Origin of the sequence: Helicobacter sp. (genome assembly GCF_022511165.1) — a bacterium.
GTDB lineage: Bacteria > Campylobacterota > Campylobacteria > Campylobacterales > Helicobacteraceae > Helicobacter_C.
In genome coordinates, this window is sequence record NZ_JAFLSB010000005.1 from 1 (window position 1) to 20071 (window position 20071).

The window sequence follows — 20071 nt, forward strand, 5'->3', positions numbered from 1 at the left end:
CACAAATTCCCGCATAAAAAGAATTTGGCATTCTTGAATTAGAAGCCCCCATTACAACAATATGCTTCACTTTCTCACCTTTTTAAATCTTGTGCTAATTTCTAGCTTTTCTACTATTTCCACTTTGGTTGGGATTTTATAAGCAGCAAGTTTATCTTTGCAAAAAGCCTTGATTTGTTTTTTAAGCTCCAAAGCACTTAAAATTATCCCTTCTTTTAAGACAACTTTTACTCCTACACTTTGCCCCGTAAGAGGATTTGCAATGCCAAAAACTAAACAATCTACAATAGATTCAAACCCTAATAATACCCCCTCAACCTCACTAGGTAGCACTTTTTCACCACCGACATTAATCAGCTCCTTATTTCTACCTATGATTTTAAGGTATTCCTCGCCATCAATATTTATAAGTTCAACCAAATCACCTGTGGCAAAATAGCCATCATCTCTAAAAGCCTCATTTGAAGCATTCAAATAACCTAAGCTTTGCGTTTTACTTCTCAAATACAGCTCGTTATTTACAATCTTGTAATCTATATTTTCAAGTTTTATATAGTTTTTGTGTGTTTTGGTTTGAGTGATTCCTATCTCGCTTGTGCCAAAGGTTTGATGAAATCTCACACCCTTAAATTCGGCTTTTAGCTTTTCAAGCAAAATATCAGGCATTTTTTCAGTCCCGTAAGTAATGAGCCTTAAAGAGCTTAAGTCATACTTTAAAGAAACTTTTGCAAGAAGCATAAGATTAAGTAAGCTAGGACTTGCGGGAAGCAAAGCAATTTTGTATTTTTCTATGTTTTGAGCCAAAATATCCACATTTTTTCTCTCCTTAAGGGCTATCCCACAAGCTCCCATACTTAGACAATTAAAGAGTGTGTTAATCCCGCCAATATGGTCGAACATCAAAAAAAGCAAAATATTCATTTTTTTGGGCTTTTTATCAAGGTAAGATTCTAAAAGTGTATCAAGATTGTGTAAAATCGCCTTTGGCTTACCCGTGCTCCCACTTGAAAATAAAATAAGTCCCGAGCTGCCCTTATTTTGCAAATCTTGCAAAAGTGCATTTGTGGATGAGGCTTTTTGGGCGTCATTTTGTGCATAAGAGAGGGTATTATCTTTAAAAATTACACTAATGCTTGCTTCATTTATCTTACTAGTTAGCTCATTTTCATCACTAAAAAGCCCAACAATTCTTTTACACTCAATACAAGCAAGCAAAAAAGCTATGGAATTTATATCAAAATCCCCTAAAATACCTAAAATTTGATTGTGCGGGATTGTTTTAAGAAGCTCTAATTTCTCTTTGGTTTTTAAAAGCAAATCCTTATAAGAGCTTTCTTTATCATCATAAATCAAAGCCTTAACTTGGAGATTATGTGAGCTTAGTTTTTGCAAAAAGGGGTGGGTAAAATTCATTCAAACACTCCCCCGAGATAAAGTGTTTGTCCTGTTATGAAATTGCTTTTCTCATCGATAAAAAAATCAATCACATTGACTACATCTTTAAATTCTCCAAGTCTTTGTAGAGCTTGTTTAGCAAGAAGTTTGTCAATTTGCTCTTGTGAGATATTTTTGATTAAATCCGTTTTTATGGGTGTTGGAGCAATGGCATTGACTCTTATATTAAAGGGAGCAAGCTCTTTAGCACAAGTTTGTGTAAGATTGATAATTGCTGCTTTTGAAGCAGCATAAATAGCTTCACCCTCTAATCTTAAAGGCGTGGCTATGGTTGAAAAATTCACGATATTAAGATTCTTAGTGTCTTTATGCTTCATCATCACCTTTGCAACCTCTCTTAAAAACAAAAACGAGCCGATGACATTGGTTTGAAAAATGCTCTGTGCGCTTGATTTTGGCGTAGTGAGAATATGATTCATCGCCGCAATGCCTGCATTATTAATGAGCGTATCAATGCGATTAAACTCTTTTTTGATTTGACGAATCATTGACACAACAGCTTTTTCATCACTCACATCAAGCTCAAAATGCCTATAATTTTTGTGATTGATGCTTGCTTCTTTTCTCGAGCAGCCACACACCACAAACCCCTGCTTTAAATAATACTCACTTAAAAATTTGCCAATACCCTTTCTTGTGCCTGTAATGACAAAGACTTTTTGCATTAATCTTTCTCCAAAGCTTTGGTTATATATTCTGCTAGAGTTTTAACATCTTTAAAAGGTGAATTTCTTGCACTCATCATCTTTTCATCAGCCAAAATAATTTCCTTGCCCAACTCCTTGCTTAAAAGCTCCTCTAAATCAGAAACTAAAGAAACAAGCGCTAAAGAATCCAAAACCCCACCAAGCCCTGTGTAAAGCTTGGTTTGTGCATTTGTATTTTTTAGCTCCAAAACATCATAATCCTCTGCAGATTCTCTTAAATGCTTGATAATAAGTTCTTCAATTTTTTCTTGCATTTTTGCTCCTTTTTGAGTTTGAAAATAGAAGTTTTCAAACTCAAAATTTACGCAAATAAGGAATTTACAAGAGTTTTTTAAAAGGGAGTCTTAAATATTTTTATGAAAGATTTTGCGATATTTAAAGAAAAATTAAATACAATAAAGTCTTGAAAATTTCTATTTTCAATAGAGATTCTATATCTATGAATTTAGAAAGAGGGAAATAAATAAAGATTACAACTGGGTTTGAGAATATTCTCTGACTTTCCCCTAAAAAACCCTCTCTTTAATTACTTAGCTTTAAAAATAAAATTTTAATATCCCAGTCTTACCGATTCTAAAATCTCCCTTTTTTCATAAGGATTCTTTGGCGCTAAAGCCTCAACCTCCCCTTTGAAAAATCAATCAAATCCTGCACACTTTGCACAGAAGAGGGAAACATCATCATCGCAATCTCAAAGATTCTAAGACTTGTAAGCGCATCAGCATACGCACGATGTGAAATAGGCGTATGTATGCCTAAAAACTCATTAAGATAAGAGAGTGCATATCGCTTAGAGAGAATAGTTTTTTTAGCAAGTTCAATCGTGCAAAGCTTAGGATTAAGCACACCAAACAATCCGCATTGACGCAAGTGATAATCCAAAAAACCATAATCAAAATTTACATTATGCGCTACAAACACACCCTCACCCAAAAATGCCCTAAATGCCCCAAGCACCTCTTTTTTGCTCGGTGCAGAGGCAATATCACTTTCGGTAATACCTGTAAGCTCGGTAATATTTTCTGGCACAAAAGGTGCATAAATATAGCTTTCAAAAGATTCAAGAATCTCCCCCCCGCACATCTTAATTGCACCAATCTCTATAATATCGCTACTTTGGGGCTTTGCACCATTTGTCTCAATATCTACAAAAACCAAATCACTCTCTTGCCACATTTTTTTGCTACTTGAGAGGCTAAAAATAACTTCATTCTCTCTTTCTTCTCTAAGCAAGGGCGCACCTGCACCCTTAAGAAGCTCGAGTTCAGATTCTATATCTGCATAAAGCCCACCGATATTTTTTACATACATATAAAACTGCTTCTGGCTCATAGGAGCTGTGCGTAATTTTTCAAAAAGCTGTGGGTAAGTCATTCATTCTATTTCAGTGCGGCTATGGATTTTGCATAATCTTGTGAGCCAAAAATAAAACTTCCTGCCACAACCATATCAATCCCCGCTTCTTTTAAAGCCTCAATATTTTTATCACTTACCCCCCCATCAATCTCAAGCAAACATTGGGGATTTAATCTATCACGCATTTTTTTGAGATTGCGCAATTTTTCAAGGGCTAAAGGGATAAAGCTCTGCCCACCAAAGCCCGGATTCACACTCATTAAAAGCACCAAATCAATTTCAGGCAAAATATATTCTAAAAGCTGCTCACTCGTGTAGGGATTTAGCACTACTCCCGCCTTAATACCACTCTCTTTAATATGCCAAATGAGGCGATGCAGATGCGTAACCTCCTCAATATGCACACTTAAAAATGCGGGTTTTAAGGGCATAAATAAATCCACAAAAAAAGGCACATTTTTCACCATAAGATGAATATCAAGGGGCTTTGAGGCAACTTTAGCTATGCTTTCTACCACACAAGGACCCATTGTGAGATTTGGCACAAAATGCCCGTCCATTACATCAATATGCACATAATCACAGCCTGCCTTACAAACGCTCTCTACCTCTTTACCAAGACACGAAAAATCAGCTGAAAGCACACTTGGTGCGACAAGCACTTCTTTTGCCATTATTCCCCTTTGTTTTTACAATGCAAACTCACATAAAGAATTCTTTACATCTAAAAATCTTTACACTATTGTATCATAATCGCCCTTATTTTCACTCCATAGCTATAATATCTCATATCAATTTCAAGGAACATCAATGCCTCTATCCCACTTTGTGCCACTTTTTAAACTTTCTCTTCCCACCCTTATTTATCCTGCCATATTGCCAAAGCCCCCTACACCCTTTATCCCCTATGGCTTTAAGATTCCCGCCCAAAACCTAGAATCTCCACATAATCCTAAGGCAATTGTGATTTTTATAGGAGGATTTTGCGATACGATAATGTGCGCTGTATTTAAAAACTTCATAATATTTAACGAAGAATCTTGCCTTAAAATATATGCGAGTTTTAATTCCAAAACTCTTTTTAGCGCGTGGCTACCACTTTTAGCCAAATCCCACCTGCCACTTTTTGTGATTGCCCACTCGTGGGGTGCGAATAATTTTTATAAAGCTCTCAACAATCTCAATCAAAATGCACATCAAGTAGCCCTACATTATCTCCTCACACTTGATCCTGTGGGCATTTGTGTGCCAAAAACGCGTCCGCCTCATATAAAGCTCTGGGAAAATGTCTATATTGCTGCAAAACATACACATTTGCGCCGCCCCAATATCGCCGCACTCATAGGAGGAGCGTGGAATGCTCTTGATGTGAGTGATTATAATATCGCTTTGCAAAAGCCAAATCACCACGCAAGCATCAATCAAATGATTGAATCAACACAATTTTATTCCACTCTTACAAGAATCATAAGAGTTTAATACTAAAATGCTATAATCTTAAGCCAATCCGCATTTGGAGAATAAAATGATAAGTGTAATTATAGAAACTCTGCGAGAGTGTGCTTTACATATTGATACATTGCTTCATCAACAAAATGGTAGCTATCTTGAAAGTAATAATGCAAGTGGAGATAGACAGCTTGAAGTCGATGTAGAAGCAGATAGAATCTTCCAAAAAGCCCTGCTTGAATTGCCCTGTGTGAAAGCAATCTGCAGTGAAGAGCAAAAAGAGATATGCCCTTCAGTAAATACCGATGCGCCTTATATTATCGCCTATGATCCTCTTGATGGCTCTTCGCTCATTGATAGTAATTTGAGCATAGGTAGCATTTTTGGCATTTATAATGAAGAGCTAAAGCCCTCTGCGCTTATTGCAAGCGGTTATATTGTATATGGACCGCGACTTGAAATGGTCATCGCCCAAGAGCAAGTTTTGCATTATCGCTATGATGGCACACAATGGCGAACTCTAGGGGCATTACAACTTCAAAGTAAAGGGCGCATTAATGCACCCGGAGGCACACAAAAGCATTGGGAGAGCAAACATAAGACAATGATAGAATCTCTTTTTGCACAAGGCTATCGTTTGCGCTATTCAGGCGGTATGGTGCCTGATTTACATCAGATTCTTGTTAAAGGCGGGGGACTTTTTAGCTATCCTGCAACAAGTGATGCGCCACAAGGCAAATTACGCAAACTCTTTGAGGTATTTCCTTTTGCCTTTATCTATGAAAAAGCTGGGGGCTTTGCTACAAATGGCACACAAAGGCTTCTTGAACTTAATGTAGGACATATACACGAGAGCTGCGCGTGTTTTTTTGGGAGCAAAGAAGAAATGGAGCTTGTAAGGAAAATTTATGAATGAAAATGCACAAACAATACACACTACAAATGCGCAGAATCTAGAATCTATAAGAGAGCCAAGTGATGAATTTGAAAAGGACTTACAAGAAAAAATGCTCCTTTTGCAGCAATGCCAACGCAATAAAGCCCTTGCAACCTGCTCAATGTGTGCCTCTCTTATTGGTTGCGAAGTGCGTAATAGCTATGTGAAAGCCGTATATAATAGTATGTCAAAAGGACAACAAGGAAGCTTTGATTTTAATTAGATGCTTTAAGCGAATCTAGCTTAAAGATTAAAAAGCAAAGTTTTTATTTTAACTTGATTTGAAAGGAATTTTATGCAGACAAAAACCTACATCACCTCACCTATTTATTATGTCAATGATGTGCCACATATTGGGCATTCTTATACGACTTTTCTTTGTGATATGCTCAAAAAATTCCATCAACTTCAGGGACAAGATGTGCTTTTTACTACCGGCACAGATGAGCACGGGCAAAAAATTGAGCAATCTGCACAAAAACACAACTTAAGTCCCAAAGATTATGCAGACAAAATTAGCGGACGATTCAGGGAGCTATGGAATGAATTTGATATAGATTATGATATTTTTGTGCGCACCACAGATGAGGCGCATTGCATAAGTGTGCAAAAAGCCTTTGAAATAATGTTTAAAAAAGGAGATATTTATAAAGGCACTTATGAGGGGCATTACTGCATCTCCTGTGAAAGTTTTTTTACACAAAAACAACTTGGCACAAATCAATCTTGCCCTGATTGTGGTAAGCCAACACAGCTTGTTCAAGAAGAAAGTTATTTTTTTGCCCTAAGCAAATATCAAGAAAAGCTTTTGGCACATTTTGCTCAAAATCCCTCAATGATAGCCCCTACTTTTTATCAAAATGATATTGTCAAATTTGTAAGCGAAGGCTTAAATGACCTCTCAATCACGCGCACAAGCTTTGAATGGGGTGTGCCACTCCTTCATAATCCTGCACGCAAAGACGACAAGGCACACGTGATGTATGTGTGGCTTGATGCACTTTTAAGCTACTTAAGCCCTCTAGGCTATCTCTCAAACAATGCCAAAATGCCCTATTGGGAGAATGCTATACATTTTGTGGGCAAAGATATTTTACGCTTTCACGCAGTGTATTGGTTAGCATTTTTAATGAGCCTAGAACTCCCCTTGCCCAAACACATTTATGCACACGGGTGGTGGACAAGAGATGGCGCAAAAATGAGCAAAAGCATTGGCAATGTAGTCAATCCCAAAGAAATGGCAGCGACTTATGGCGTAGAATCTTTGCGTTATTTCCTTTTACGCGAAATGCCTTTTGGACAAGATGGAGATTTTAGCGAAAAAACCTTGATTGAACGCATTAATGCTGATTTGGGTAATGATGTGGGTAATCTTTTAAATCGCCTCTGCGGAATGAGTGAAAAATATTTTGAGCTAGTCGTGGATTCTAAAGATGTGGTGAAATACTTTCAAAATGAACTTGATGAGCTTCATATACACATAGACAATGCCTATGAAAAAATGTGCCTTATGCAACCTCATCGCTTTATTGAAGAGCTATGGAAAATTTACGCACTTGGCAATAATGCCATTAGTAAATATGAGCCGTGGAATCTCATCAAATCTCACCAAGATGAACGCGCAATGGCTTTACTTGGCTTAATCGCAAATATTCTTGCTAAAGGTGCAATTTTGCTCTATCCTATTATGCCCCAAAGTGCGTCTAAGATTGCTTATGCACTTCAATTTAATATTAATGCGCAAAGCTTTGATAGCTTTATTACTCAAAAGCAACTCTTGCTTCCTTTAACTTTAGAGAAAATCCCTCCACTTTTCCCGCGCATACAAACATCATCTTTGGCAGATTCTCCGCATCAACCTCCAAAAGCAGAATCCAATAAATCAAAAAACACAGATTCTATGCAGCTTATTGATATAAAAGACTTTAAAAAACTTGATATACGCGTAGGCACAATTATACAATGCTCTGCTTTAGAAAAAAGCAATAAAATGCTCAAACTCCTTGTAGATATTGGCGAGGATAAACCAAGACAGATTCTATCGGGTATCGCACCACATTACAGCCCAGAATCCCTACTCAACAAACAAGTATGTGTAATTATAAATCTCAAACCTGCTAAGCTTATGGGCGAGATAAGTGAGGGAATGATACTTGCTAGTGAGGATAAAAACGGCTTATCTCTGCTTGGTGTAGATAAAGCACAAGATAATGGGAGTAAGATAAGCTAATCTTTTATTAAAGGTGTCAAATGAGGGTGAATGAAGTTGTGGAGATTACAAGAGGCACACTTCTTAATAAACCATCTATTGCAATGTTTTCACGCATAATCTGCGATGTAGAACAAGTGCAAAAAGGTGATTTGTTTATCGCGCTCACAAATTCTCATATCACACAAGCCATTGAAGCAGGAGCATATGGGGTGATTGTGAAGCAAAAAGTAAGCATTGAAGATAAGGAGATAGCATATATTTATGTTGAGGATATGCAAGATTGCCTTATACGCCTCATTCGCTATAAGCTTTTGGCAAAAAATATTGCGCTTATTGCTTCGCTCTCCCCTATTGAAGAATCTATTGCTCAAAATATTGTTGATGATGAAAGGGTGTGTTTTTTCAATAGCGATTTAAGTGCATTTATTGAGCTTTTAAATGATGAAAAGATTGCTTTTATTTTTACACATAATGAGCATATTACGAAGCTAGGATTCCATACCATTGAAGCAAATAAACCTAAAGAGCGTCCTTTTTTAGTGCTTTCACATACACTTTTTGACAGCACGATTCTCCATAAAGACGCGCATTATCGCATCAATCTCCCTAAATTATTTTTTAATGAATTAAGCGTTGTGTTGAATCTGTGTGAGCAGGAGGGCCTAGGCTATTCTCTAGCTCATTTTAAACAGATTCCATTCTTTAAGCCCAATTTCCTCAATGCCTTTGGCAAAATCATAGAGTATGGGCAAGCCTCAAAGGTAGCTATTGCCGAAGAGGATATTGAGCAATTTAAACGTTATATGGCTTATATTGCTAATAACGCGACTTGGGGGAAGGTTCTCTTTCTCGTGCCTTCTGTATATGTAGATCTTTTTAGCCAAATTGCTCAAACCCTCGCCTATAATACGCAAGAGGAGCTATGTGGGCATATTCACAATGAGAATTTTAACTTTGCCCTTATTTTAGGCATAAGTGATAATGAGCTTGTGTATGCGCTTAATACCAACCACAGGCGCATTATTGAGCCTACCTTATTTCCATTATTGAGCGAGGAAGGGGTTTGAGTGATTTTTTTGATTATGCTGCAAAAAAAGCAAAGCATATCGCTCAAGCAAAAAATATAGCTCCACTTCTAGCAGAAATTGCAAATTTGCCTTTAATCCCCACAACTTTTCATAGCGATAATGGAATCCATATCCGCGCCTTAGACAAATCTCTCTATACGCCACACCACCACGCAATCAACACTCTTGCTCATAAGCTTAAGCCTTGGCGCAAAGGACCTTTTTTTTTATTTGATGTGCATATTGATAGTGAATGGCAGAGCTTCATAAAATGGCAGACTCTTGAACCTCATTGTGATTTAGGAGGCAAAAAAGTAGCTGATGTGGGCTGCAATAATGGCTATTATATGTTTGAAATGCTCTCAATTGGCTCTCAACCCCAAAGCATCACGGGCTTTGATCCAAGCGGGATTTTCAAAGCACAATTTGATTTCATTAATCACTTTATCCAAGCTCCTGTGCATTTTGAATTGCTTGGGGTGGAGGATTTAAGTGCCTTTACTCAAGCGCACAAAAGCTATTTTGATGTGATTTTTTGCCTTGGGGTACTCTATCATCGCCTCGATCCTATAAGCACCTTGCGTAACCTCTACCAATCCCTAAGTAGTGAGGGAGAAGTCATTTTAGATACACTCATTTATGAAAGTGAAGATGAAATTTGTCTCTGCCCAAGACAAAGCTATGCTAAAATGTCAAATGTCTATTTTATCCCAAGTGTTGCTACGCTTCAAGGCTGGTGCGAGAGGGCGAAGTTTAGCTCTTTTGAGATACTTGGCTTTAAGCCCACAACAACAGAAGAGCAAAGACAAACGTCGTGGGTAGATTCTCAAAGCCTAAGTGCATTTTTGAATCCTACTCAAACACTTACCATAGAGGGCTATCAAGCTCCTATACGAGGGTATTTTAAGATTAAAAAACATTAAAGGACGCATATGGTAGATGATGGATTAAATGAAGAAAGTGTTGATATACCACTTGAGAATGATGACTTAATCGTTTGCACAGAGATGTCTCCAAATATTGTAGGAGAGCTACTTGAATTATATCATAATAAGGCAGTGGTGCGATTTACCCCCACAGATCGTATGACAATGGATCAAAGCAAGATGATTCACGCGGGATTTGTGTTCAATTCTGCAAGTTTTGCCGCTATGGCAGCAATTAATAAAAAATATAGTGTGCTTATTGCTGCTGATGTGAAGTTTTTAGCTCCCATTGAACTAGGGCACGAGATTACCTTTAAAGCAGAAGCGATTCAAAATGAAACGAAAAAATGCGAAGTCAAGGTTGAGGGCTATTTGCTTGATATTAAAATCTTTGATTCAATCTTTCATATTGCTGTATTTGATAAAAAAATCTTCAAATTGCGTTTTAAGGACGAGGAGGACAAATAAGTTTTGCACTAGAATCTCACTTGAAAGTCAGTTTGGCTAAATCACAAAAGGAGTGAATATGAGCATAAAATGGTTTATTATCTCTGGGGCAGCTCTTGGTATGCTTGCAGCTTTTTTAGTTTATGCTGGCAATCCCGGCAATATGGGTATATGCGCGGCTTGTTTTTTGCGTGATACAAGTGGTGCATTTGGCTTTCATCGCGTAGAGAGTTTGCAGTATTTAAGACCTGAAATTATGGGGCTTGTGCTTGGTGGATTCTTAGCAAGTTTATTTTGGACAAAAGAATTTGCTCCCAAATCCTCCCCTATGGCTTTTTCACATTTTTTTCTTGGCATATTTGCAATGATTGGCGCACTTGTGTTTTTAGGCTGTCCTTGGAGAGCATTTTTGCGACTTGGGGGTGGCGATATGACAGCAATAGCTGGGGTGCTTGGCTTAGGAGGTGGGGTGCTTATAGGTATGTTTTTTAAGCGCAAAGGCTATGTCGTGCAAGAGGGCTTACCTATAAGTAAAAGCATAGGCATCTTGCCTGTAATATTTTGTATTGCTTTGCTTTTGGCACTTATATTTGGCTTAAAATTTGATAATGGCGCATTTTTTAGCTCAAGCAAAGGTCCTGCCTCACAACACGCGAGTATTCTTTTCTCACTCTTTGCTTCAATAATCATAGGAATCCTAATGCACAAGAGCAAATTTTGCTCTGTGGGAGCGCTCTCAAAAGCATTTAGAGGTGATTTCTCGATGTTTTGGGGCATTATAGCTATTATTATAGGAGCAAGTGTAGTCAATCTCGCCCTAGGGCAATATCATTTTGGCTTTACCTCCCAACCTATCGCTCATAATGATATAGTGTGGAATTTCTTAGGAATGGTTTTGGCAGGGCTTTGTTTGAGCTTGAGTGAAGGTTGCCCGGGCAAACATCTTGTGCAAATGGGTACAGGCAATCTCACTTCAGCAATTTTTATCATAGGTATGATAGCCGGAGGAGCAATCGCACATAATTTTCTTCTTGCAAGCTCACCTGCGGGAATTACCGCCTTTGCACCTTGGGCAGTTGGGCTTGGATTTATTGTTGCTATCTATATTGGAATCTCCAATAAACAACGCATCTAAATGCCTTTGAGATTCTCTCTTAATTTGGCATAAAGGTTTAGCATTGAATTTATGCAGGATTCCACGGCTTGAGCGCGGATTGTATATCAATATGGCAATATCCGTGCGGATTCTTAAGCAAGTATTTTTGATGATAACTTTCTGCGGGATAGAAATTACGCAAGGCAAAAACCTCTGTAACCGCCTTTTTATTATGCTTTTCCTCCCAGATTCTAAGGCATTGCCTAATCACTTCTTCATTTTCTGCGTCTGTAAAATACACGCCATTGCGATATTGTGTGCCTCTATCATTGCCTTGGAAATCAAGTGCAGTTGGATCAATAATGCTCAAAAACCGCCCGATAATCTCATTTAAAGGTAGAATCTGTTCATCAAAATAAAGCTCTAAAGTCTCCACCGCGCCACTTAAGCCACTGCACACAATTTCATAGGAGGGATAGGCTATATCACTATTGGCATAGCCCACTTGAGAAGAAAGCACGCCTGAAAGTTTATCAAAATAGCCCTGTAATCCCCAAAAACAGCCTCCTGCAAGATAAATTACCGCCATTTTTGCCTCCATTTTTTTCTGCTGTATGTGGTATAATGAGGCTTAAATCTTACTTTGGATCTTTATACAAAAGAAAAACAGACGCGGAGGGAACAATGCCCAAACATACAACACTCTTTCAGTCTATCCCCAAAGTCGATGCACTGCTTTATCATAACGAGCTTAAGGACTTTGATAAAGCCTTGCTTTTGCCTCTTATCACTGCACATCTGCAGCTTTTACGCGAGAATCTTAAAAATAGCACAATCAATGAGCAATCATTTAAAAAAGCCATAAACGATATTATCCCCACACTTAAGGCTCAAGCGCAGCATTTGAGCGAGCCTACATTAAAGCCTGTCATTAATGCCACAGGCGTTGTGATTCACACAAATCTTGGGCGCAGTGTGTTTTCTAAGCAGATAATAGAAGAAATTACGCCCTTTTTATACTCCTATCACACGCTTGAATATGATTTGAGCGAAGGCAAAAGAGGAGAGCGATATATACATTGTGTGCAACTTTTGCGTGAAATATGTGGTTGTGAGGACGCACTTTTAGTCAATAATAATGCTGCTGCTGTGTTTTTAATCCTCAATACTTTTGCCAAACACAAAGAGGTTATTATCTCGCGTGGAGAGCTTATAGAGATTGGCGGGAGCTTTAGAATGCCTGAAGTAATGGAAAATAGCCAAAGTATTTTGCGCGAAGTAGGCACGAGCAACAAAACGCATTTGCGTGATTATGAAAGCGCTATTAATGAACAAAGCGCAATGATTATGAAAGCGCATCAAAGCAATTTTAGGCAAATTGGCTTTGTGAGTTCCTGCCATTTTAAAGATCTTGTTGCCCTTGCGCGCAAATATCATCTCATTGATTATTATGATTTAGGGAGTGGGCATTTGGGAGTTTTAAATCTACCTGATGAACCAAGTGTGCAAGAAATATGTGCTTATAAACCCTCTTTAATTAGCTTTAGTGGAGATAAACTCTTAGGAGGTGGGCAAGTGGGCATTATCTGTGGCAAAACTGCCCTCATATCAAAACTTAAGAAGAATCCTTTGCTGCGCGCTCTAAGAGTAGATAAGTGTAGCATTCTCCTTCTTCAAGCTACACTTAAAGCCTATAAAGACAAAGCCTATCACAAGATTCCAACTCTTGCCTTGCTTTTAGCAGATGCTAAAACCTTAGAATCTAGGGCTATACATTTTCAAAAAAGCATCTGCGCCTCAAGTATTGCCCCATATCTAAAAGCTGAAGTTTTGCCCCTACAATCAGTCGCTGGGGGAGGCTCACTCCCTGATAGCACATTTGCCTCTTTTGGGGTTGCATTGCAAGCTAAAGATAAATCGATAGAGGATTTTGAGTGCGCTCTACGCTCTTTTGGCGTCATAGCTTATATAAGAGAAAATAAAATCCTCTTTGATATGCGCACATTACTTGAAGGCGATGAAGATGCGCTCCTTACAATACTCACCCATATTTTTAGTGGGGATAAAAATGGACAATAATGATATTATTGTTGGCTTGAGTGGGCATATAGATCACGGAAAAACCACGCTCATAAAGGCACTTAATGGCTTTGATGGCGATAGTTTAGAAGCAGAAAAACAAAGGGGCATTACTTTGGATTTAAGCTTTTCTTCACTCAAACTTGCTTCTCGCAATGTTGCATTTATTGATGTTCCCGGACACGAAAAACTTGTCAAAAATATGATTGCAGGGGCATTTGGCATTGATATTTTGCTTCTTGTTGTAGCTGCAAATGAGGGTATTATGCCTCAAACCATTGAGCATATCAAAATTGCGGATATGTTAGGCATTCGCACTTGTGTGTGCGTAATAACTAAAATCGACAAGCTCGCCTCTCCACAAGAGCAATTAAAAGAATTAGAATCTGCGCTCAAAAAGCAATTTTTAAGCCTAGATATGCAGCTTGTAGAATGCCTCGCGCTTTCCTTGCACCCACAAGCACAGAATACAAAAGAACTCGCGCATCTCAAAAATATTTTAGATTCTCTCCCAAAGCCTAAAAAAACAGATTTTGGTCTCTTTTTGTATTATATAGATAGAAGCTTTGCCCTTAAGGGGGTGGGGTGTGTGGTTACAGGCAGTGTGCTAAGCGGGGAATGCACACTTGGAGATAAACTCTATGTATATCATAAAAACAAAGAAGTGCTTGTGCGAGGCATACAAATCCACGATAAAGATGCCACTATCGCCACTCCTTCTCATCGTGTCGCGCTCAATCTTGCACAAGTGAGCCATAATGAACTCAAAAGAGGCTATCTCCTTGCACCAAAAGGCTATTTAAGAGGCTTTGATAGCATTGATGTGGGTATTTTTGGAGAAGTAAAACATAATGGCATATATCAATTCTACATTGGTAGTTCAAAGCTCAATGCCAAAGTGCAGATTCTACACAAAGAGCCGATTTCTTGTGCTTTTAGCAAAAAACCCCTCATTCTTGCCACGCTTAAATGTGATGAAAACATCTTTGGCATCTTTGCACAACATTTTATCCTACGCAATGATGAGGGCGAATTATGTGGAGGTGTGATTTTAAATCCTATTGCCGATCCTATCAAAAAACACACAAAAATTACCTTGCTTCAAGCCCTAGCTAAAAAAGACTTTGAAAGTGCATTTAAGTTTTTTAGTCAGATTCACAAAAAAGGCTTTGGGCTTGTGAGTTCTACACAACGATTTGGTTTAAGTCATACCCAAAGCTATGCTATCGCCACAGGCATAGAATCTATCTTTGCCGATGAAAAATCTCTTATTCTCTATCCACTCTCACAAATTGCATCTGTAAAATCAGCAATTATGGAGATTTTCACTCGTAATACCTCTGCCCTCCTCTCTGCCTCAAGCTTTACTCTTAAGCACAAATGGGTATCTTTAGCCCTCGCTCAAGCCGCCCTAGATGAATTGACAGAAAGCGGACAAATCATATATAAAAATGGGCTTTATCTCTCTAAACTTTGCACGATTAAAGATATTGATGCTTTTATCCAAGAGCTACTCTATAATGAACTTGCAAAGGCGCATTATGCCCCAAGCGCACCCTATAACATCTATGAATCTTTCGATATTGACAAAAAAGTCGGCGATAATGCGCTTAAAGCCTTGAGTTTAGCTAAAAAAGTAGTGCGCATTAGCCATAATCTCTTTATCACTGCACAGGCACTCACGCAAATTACAAGCCTTATGCGCGAACTCATTAGTAAATATGGCTATGTTGATGTGGCTCTTTTGCGCGAACACACCAAACTTTCTCGTAAATATCTCATCGGTTATCTCGAATATTTAGATCAATTTGATGATATAGAGTGCTTTAAAAATAAGCGCACTTTTAAATATGCTCAAAAAGGAAATTAATGCAATCCCCTGTTCGCCTTGATTTTTTAGCTAATTTTCCACAGAATCAAGCAGCCAATGCGCTCTTAACTGATACATTTGCCAATCCAAACACCTTTGACAACACCTTTATTGCCGCATTTAAGGCAGATTCTTGCTCTTTGGCACATTTTTTTGGCGCAGAATACGCTCTTGCTTTTGATTATAGCTGTGGGGAGTTTTTATCGCTTTTTTGCACACTCTCCTCATACCAATACCATATCGCCCTAGCCCCTAGCCTCTCTCAACAAAGCTTTTATGCAGCAAAGAGTTTTTGCGCGATAAAGCCTCAATGTCTCTCTTTTTTGCCCTTAAATCAAGAGGGTATTATAGAGCATATCCCACCATTACAAAATGCCTTAGAAAACATTGCTTTTTTTATCCCTCTGCTTAACCAAGACTTGCTCACACTTAACCCCTTGCAAAGCCTCATCAATGAGATTCTCTCACATTATAAAAATGCACTTATTTTTTGTGATATTTCACTTTTTGCAAGCACTCTCACACAAGAGAATCTGCATTTTTTGCGCTCTCTTTGTAATGAATCTGTGCTTTTTATCTGCAATGCCGAAAGCATAGGCTTAATGCGTAAAAACGCCTTTATCCTTACCCACACGCACACTCTAAATCCCGCACTCAAAGCCTATAATGATACTCAACTCTTGCGCCCACATCTCTTTGCTGCTGCGCTTAAAGCTCTTGAAGATATACTCGCCTCTCCTCAAAGCGCAGATTCTAAACTGCATTTTTTTGAATCTCTTCAAGCCAAGCTTAAAGATGATGTGGCACTTTTTGCCCCTCTTGCTTTCAATGCGCCAAATACGCTTGCTTTGCGTTTAAAGCGCATAAAAGCACGGCTTTTAATTCAAAGTTTGCAAATAGAGGGTATTTATGCTATTAATGGGCAGGATTGTCTTTTTGGCAATGCAAAACCCTCTTTTGTGCTTGAATCTATGGGCTATGAAGAGGCGCAATGCCGAGAATTATTAAGTATTAGCTATGCGAAACTAGAAAATATAGAATCTACCACTACGCGCCTAGCTTCTGCATATTTGCAACTTCGACAATTCTCATAAGATTTCTAAAAATAAAAAGGAGTAAGAATGATAGATTTTACACAAGCTCTTCGCCTAGGCACATCTTTGCCACATACCACACGCACACGCATATTGCCACTTTTTGAATCTTATGGAAGTGTGCTAAGCAAAGACATCATCGCCACAAGAGCATTGCCCCCCTTTGATAATTCTGCAATGGACGGCTATGCGATTTTACTCCAAGATTATGGTAAAACCTGTATATGTGAGGGAAGTGTGTTTGCGGGTGAGAGTGCAGCACATTTAAGCCTCAAACCTACACATACTTATAAAGTGATGACAGGAGCGATGCTTCCACATAATACCCAAGCCGTAGTGCAGTTTGAATGGACAAAAACAGAAGGCACAAAGGTGCAAATAGGAGCATCTTTAGAATCTGCTCCATCTATAACAAAAGGACAAAATATCCGCTTTAAGGGAGAGGAAATTGCGCCAGATTCTGTGCTGTTGCGCAAAGGAAAAAGACTTGATCATTTAGATTTGAGCATTCTTGCCTCACAGGGTATTAACAAGATTGAAAGCTTTGTGCCTTTGCGTATTGCTATTTTTTCAAGCGGCGATGAAGTGATTGAGCCAAGCCAGAGAGCGCAACCTCATCAAATCTATAACACAAATGCGACAAGTCTTTATACGCTTTTAACTCATCGTGGCTATGAGTGTAGCTATGGAGGGATTTTGCAAGATGATAAAAATGCCCTTTGTGAGAAAATTGCACATTTTAATGAATATGATGTGGTGATTACAAGTGGAGGAGCAAGTGTGGGGGAGGCAGATCTCATCAAAGATGTGCTTAGGGCGCAAGGAGCAAAGTTTCTCTTTGATGGTATCAATGTCAAACCCGGCAGGCATCTTGCTTGTGCAATATTGGGACAAACTTTGATTATTTTGCTCCCGGGCAATCCTTTAGCATTGCTATTACACACACATACGCTTGTGCTTAGCTTTTTAGAATCTTTACAAGGCTCTTATGCGTTTTATCCCAAAAGCCAAACCCTCAAACTTAACCAAGATTGTAAGCTCAAAGCAGGGACAACACATATGATTTTGGGCAACATTGAGGCTGCAGACTTCATACTTTATAAAAATGGCAAAATCGGCTCAAGCTCACTTGTTCATATGTGGCAAAATAATGCCATAGCTCTCTGTGAGAATACTACTTTCTTGCCAAAAGGAAGCGAAATTAAGGTTATTCCTTACAATGCCGATTTTTGTGATATAATAGAATTTCTCAATCATTAGCAAAGGAGAAATGTATGACAAAACTTCTATTTGGTGTGAGCGATACACAAGAATGCCGCCGAGCAATAGCAACTATTATCCGCTTTTTTGGACATAGAGAAGGAATAGAGCTTACTCTTTTACATGTAACGCCTGAAATTGTTGTATATGCTGAAAGTGGGATTGTGGATTATGGTACGATAGAAAATATCGAAAACGAAAAGTCAAACAAACTCCTTGATGAATTTGAATCTACCTTTAACAAAGAAGGTATTACTTGCAAAAAAATTCTAAAAACAGGCAATCCTGTTGATGTGGTGCTTGAAATCATCAATGAATATGATTTGCTTGTGATTGGTGCAAGTGAATCATCGCTTTTGCATAGAATCTTCAATTCTCACCAAAATAGTTTTATTAATTCTTCTCCTATCCCTGTTTTGGTGGCAAAATAAGGAACACAAATGTGGGAAATCAAAAAGATTGCAGCTTTGAGTATGCTAGGGGTGAGCTTTAGCTCAGCCTTAGATTTTGGCTCAATGGGCAATACTTCAGCGGCAATGGGAGGAGCAGGAGTAGCACTCAAGCATTCTGTATGGGGCTTATATTATAACCCTGCACTCCTTAGCTCTGACCCACGCGTGAAGATAGGCTACTCCCTAGGTGTCGGGCTAAAGGAGCAAAACCTTGCCAAAATTACAAAGCTTGATGTTAATAATCTAGCAAACACTGCCGAGCGATTAGTAAATACCTTTGCTGCTAGTGGGAGTGGAGCGAGCGCGGGCGAGATTACAGATATAGTCAAAAAGGCGCTTGATAATGTGCTAAAAAATCTAGGATTTAGTTCTACTGGCAATGTACAGAAAGATTTGGAAGATTACTTAGCACAAAAACAACAAAGTGGAGATTATAGCGATTTGATACAAGCTGTACTTGATGCTGTGCAGCAAAGCAATGGATTATCTCAAGACCAAAAAGACTTGCTTGGAAGTATCGCAGGAAGCATTGATTATGATAATCTTGATTTTAGTAGCGGAGCTGGGGCTGTAGCTGGGCTTTTACAAAACATCACTATCGCAAAAGGTGGCGATAAAGGGCTTGATAAAGCAGTCAATGATATAACAGCTCTTAAGGAGATTTTTCAAGATAATAATCTCAATGTGAGTAGCCAAAATGGTGTTGTTTTGCAAATCTCTAGCAAAACAATGAATGAAAAGTTGGGGAGTTTGGGTGTAGCACTCTTTGCCTCTGTGTATGCAAATATGTCTATCAAAGCTGACCCCAATCGTATGCGTCTTATTGTCGATGGGGGAGGGACTTATTATGAGCTTGTAGATAATGGTAATAGCTTTAGCTTCAAAACCTCAACCCAAGCTGATTATGAACAATACTCACTTCTTGCTTCAATAGATGGCAATAGCGATGCGCATAAACTCATTGCTACAAGTTTTGTGCTGACTGAATTACCTGTGGGCTATGCGCGCACCTTCTATCTCAAAAATGGTAATTTGAATCTAGGCATAGCTGGTAAATTTATGAATGCTATGAGTACCCAAAATCAACTCGCTATCAATACAAATATTGGCAAAAAGGAGCTGACTGATTTTGCCTCACTTAATGGAGCGATTTCATCAAATAATTTTGGAATTGATGTAGGCGCACTCTATGAGATTGATTTTCCCGAGTTTCGTTACCTCACCTTTGGGCTTGTGGCAAAAAATATTAACTCACCTACTTTTGAATCTACCCTCACAAATATCACGCTTAAGCCCCAATATCGTGCTGGTGTGGCTTATAATTCAAAAATTATTAATCTTGCTTTTGATGCAGATTTAGTCCCAAATGATATGATTGCCTTTAGCAATATTAAGCAACAAAGCCAAATGATTGGTGGTGGGATAGGTTTTGACTTCAAAGCTATTGATATACGTCTTGGCGCAATGAATGATTTAAGACAAGATACAGGACTTATCCTCACAGGTGGGCTTAATGTGCTAGGATTCCTCGATGTCGCTTTGCAGACAAGCACAAAATTCACAAAGGTAGAAAATATTCCTATTCCTCAATACCTCAATGTCCGCGTGGGCGGAAGCTTTAGTTTTTAGGATTGAAGGCTTTTAATAAAAATTGAGACTATAAA

Annotated in this window: 20 protein-coding genes; 14 read left to right on the top strand and 6 right to left on the bottom strand. The window is 38.5% G+C overall.

The window, feature by feature from the left end:
• Positions 1-66 precede the first annotated feature (66 nt).
• From J1E28_RS01250 to rpe, 5 genes are all read right to left on the bottom strand, one after another.
• Entirely contained in the window at positions 67-1413 is a 1347-nt protein-coding gene (locus J1E28_RS01250; RefSeq protein WP_291026123.1) for a fatty acid--CoA ligase family protein, read from the bottom strand.
• On the bottom strand, positions 1410-2120 hold the full coding sequence (locus J1E28_RS01255; RefSeq protein WP_291026124.1) for an SDR family oxidoreductase: 711 nt from the start codon (positions 2118-2120) through the stop codon (positions 1410-1412). The genes J1E28_RS01250 and J1E28_RS01255 overlap by 4 nt, the downstream gene beginning before the upstream one ends.
• The gene (locus tag J1E28_RS01260; protein ID WP_291026125.1) at positions 2120-2416 is read right to left on the bottom strand and encodes a hypothetical protein; all 297 of its coding nucleotides are present in this window, start codon (positions 2414-2416) and stop codon (positions 2120-2122) included. The genes J1E28_RS01255 and J1E28_RS01260 overlap by 1 nt, the downstream gene beginning before the upstream one ends.
• Before the next feature lie 355 nt (positions 2417-2771).
• Positions 2772-3536, bottom strand: a complete 765-nt coding sequence (locus J1E28_RS01265) for a 3'-5' exonuclease (protein ID WP_291026126.1) — start codon at positions 3534-3536, stop codon at positions 2772-2774.
• 5 nt (positions 3537-3541) lie between these two features.
• Positions 3542-4180 carry a ribulose-phosphate 3-epimerase gene (rpe, locus tag J1E28_RS01270; RefSeq protein ID WP_291026167.1) on the bottom strand — a complete coding sequence of 213 codons (639 nt, stop codon included), beginning with the start codon at positions 4178-4180 and terminating at the stop codon, positions 3542-3544.
• A gap of 148 nt (positions 4181-4328) precedes the next feature.
• Here rpe and J1E28_RS01275 point away from each other — a divergent pair, with 148 nt between their 5' ends.
• The 8 genes from J1E28_RS01275 (at position 4329) to yedE (ending at position 11691) form a co-directional block, all read left to right on the top strand.
• Positions 4329-4997, top strand: coding sequence for a hypothetical protein (locus J1E28_RS01275; RefSeq protein ID WP_291026127.1), 669 nt, complete (start codon positions 4329-4331; stop codon positions 4995-4997).
• A gap of 46 nt (positions 4998-5043) precedes the next feature.
• A complete protein-coding gene (locus J1E28_RS01280) occupies positions 5044-5883 on the top strand; it encodes a class 1 fructose-bisphosphatase (protein ID WP_291026128.1) in 840 nt (279 codons plus the stop codon).
• The gene (locus J1E28_RS01285; RefSeq protein ID WP_291026169.1) at positions 5876-6127 is read left to right on the top strand and encodes a hypothetical protein; all 252 of its coding nucleotides are present in this window, start codon (positions 5876-5878) and stop codon (positions 6125-6127) included. Before J1E28_RS01280 ends, J1E28_RS01285 begins: the two co-directional genes overlap by 8 nt.
• Positions 6128-6199: 72 nt before the next feature.
• Entirely contained in the window at positions 6200-8134 is a 1935-nt protein-coding gene (metG, locus tag J1E28_RS01290; RefSeq protein WP_291026129.1) for a methionine--tRNA ligase, read from the top strand.
• A 20-nt stretch (positions 8135-8154) separates the two neighbouring features.
• Complete coding sequence (locus J1E28_RS01295) at positions 8155-9183, top strand: hypothetical protein (protein WP_291026130.1); 1029 nt, start codon at positions 8155-8157, stop codon at positions 9181-9183.
• On the top strand, positions 9180-10106 hold the full coding sequence (gene cmoB, locus J1E28_RS01300; RefSeq protein ID WP_291026131.1) for a tRNA 5-methoxyuridine(34)/uridine 5-oxyacetic acid(34) synthase CmoB: 927 nt from the start codon (positions 9180-9182) through the stop codon (positions 10104-10106). The genes J1E28_RS01295 and cmoB overlap by 4 nt, the downstream gene beginning before the upstream one ends.
• Before the next feature lie 9 nt (positions 10107-10115).
• Positions 10116-10577, top strand: a complete 462-nt coding sequence (locus tag J1E28_RS01305) for a PaaI family thioesterase (protein ID WP_291026132.1) — start codon at positions 10116-10118, stop codon at positions 10575-10577.
• A gap of 58 nt (positions 10578-10635) precedes the next feature.
• Positions 10636-11691, top strand: coding sequence for a YedE family putative selenium transporter (yedE, locus tag J1E28_RS01310; protein WP_291026133.1), 1056 nt, complete (start codon positions 10636-10638; stop codon positions 11689-11691).
• Positions 11692-11740: 49 nt separating this feature from the next.
• On the opposite strand, the gene msrA is transcribed toward yedE, so the two are convergent.
• On the bottom strand, positions 11741-12241 hold the full coding sequence (msrA, locus tag J1E28_RS01315) for a peptide-methionine (S)-S-oxide reductase MsrA (protein ID WP_291026134.1): 501 nt from the start codon (positions 12239-12241) through the stop codon (positions 11741-11743).
• A 95-nt stretch (positions 12242-12336) separates the two neighbouring features.
• Between msrA and selA the strand changes: the two genes are divergently transcribed.
• The 6 genes from selA to traF are packed head-to-tail and all read left to right on the top strand — an operon-like array spanning position 12337 to position 20036.
• On the top strand, positions 12337-13731 hold the full coding sequence (selA, locus tag J1E28_RS01320; protein WP_291026135.1) for an L-seryl-tRNA(Sec) selenium transferase: 1395 nt from the start codon (positions 12337-12339) through the stop codon (positions 13729-13731).
• Positions 13721-15601 carry a selenocysteine-specific translation elongation factor gene (selB, locus tag J1E28_RS01325; protein ID WP_291026136.1) on the top strand — a complete coding sequence of 627 codons (1881 nt, stop codon included), beginning with the start codon at positions 13721-13723 and terminating at the stop codon, positions 15599-15601. The genes selA and selB overlap by 11 nt, the downstream gene beginning before the upstream one ends.
• A complete protein-coding gene (locus tag J1E28_RS01330) occupies positions 15601-16695 on the top strand; it encodes a cysteine desulfurase (protein WP_291026137.1) in 1095 nt (364 codons plus the stop codon). Before selB ends, J1E28_RS01330 begins: the two co-directional genes overlap by 1 nt.
• A gap of 27 nt (positions 16696-16722) precedes the next feature.
• The gene (locus tag J1E28_RS01335; protein ID WP_291026138.1) at positions 16723-17955 is read left to right on the top strand and encodes a molybdopterin molybdotransferase MoeA; all 1233 of its coding nucleotides are present in this window, start codon (positions 16723-16725) and stop codon (positions 17953-17955) included.
• Between the two features lie 14 nt (positions 17956-17969).
• Complete coding sequence (locus J1E28_RS01340) at positions 17970-18386, top strand: universal stress protein (protein WP_291026139.1); 417 nt, start codon at positions 17970-17972, stop codon at positions 18384-18386.
• A gap of 9 nt (positions 18387-18395) precedes the next feature.
• The gene (traF, locus tag J1E28_RS01345) at positions 18396-20036 is read left to right on the top strand and encodes a conjugal transfer protein TraF (RefSeq protein WP_291026140.1); all 1641 of its coding nucleotides are present in this window, start codon (positions 18396-18398) and stop codon (positions 20034-20036) included.
• The last annotated feature ends 35 nt before the right edge of the window (positions 20037-20071 follow it).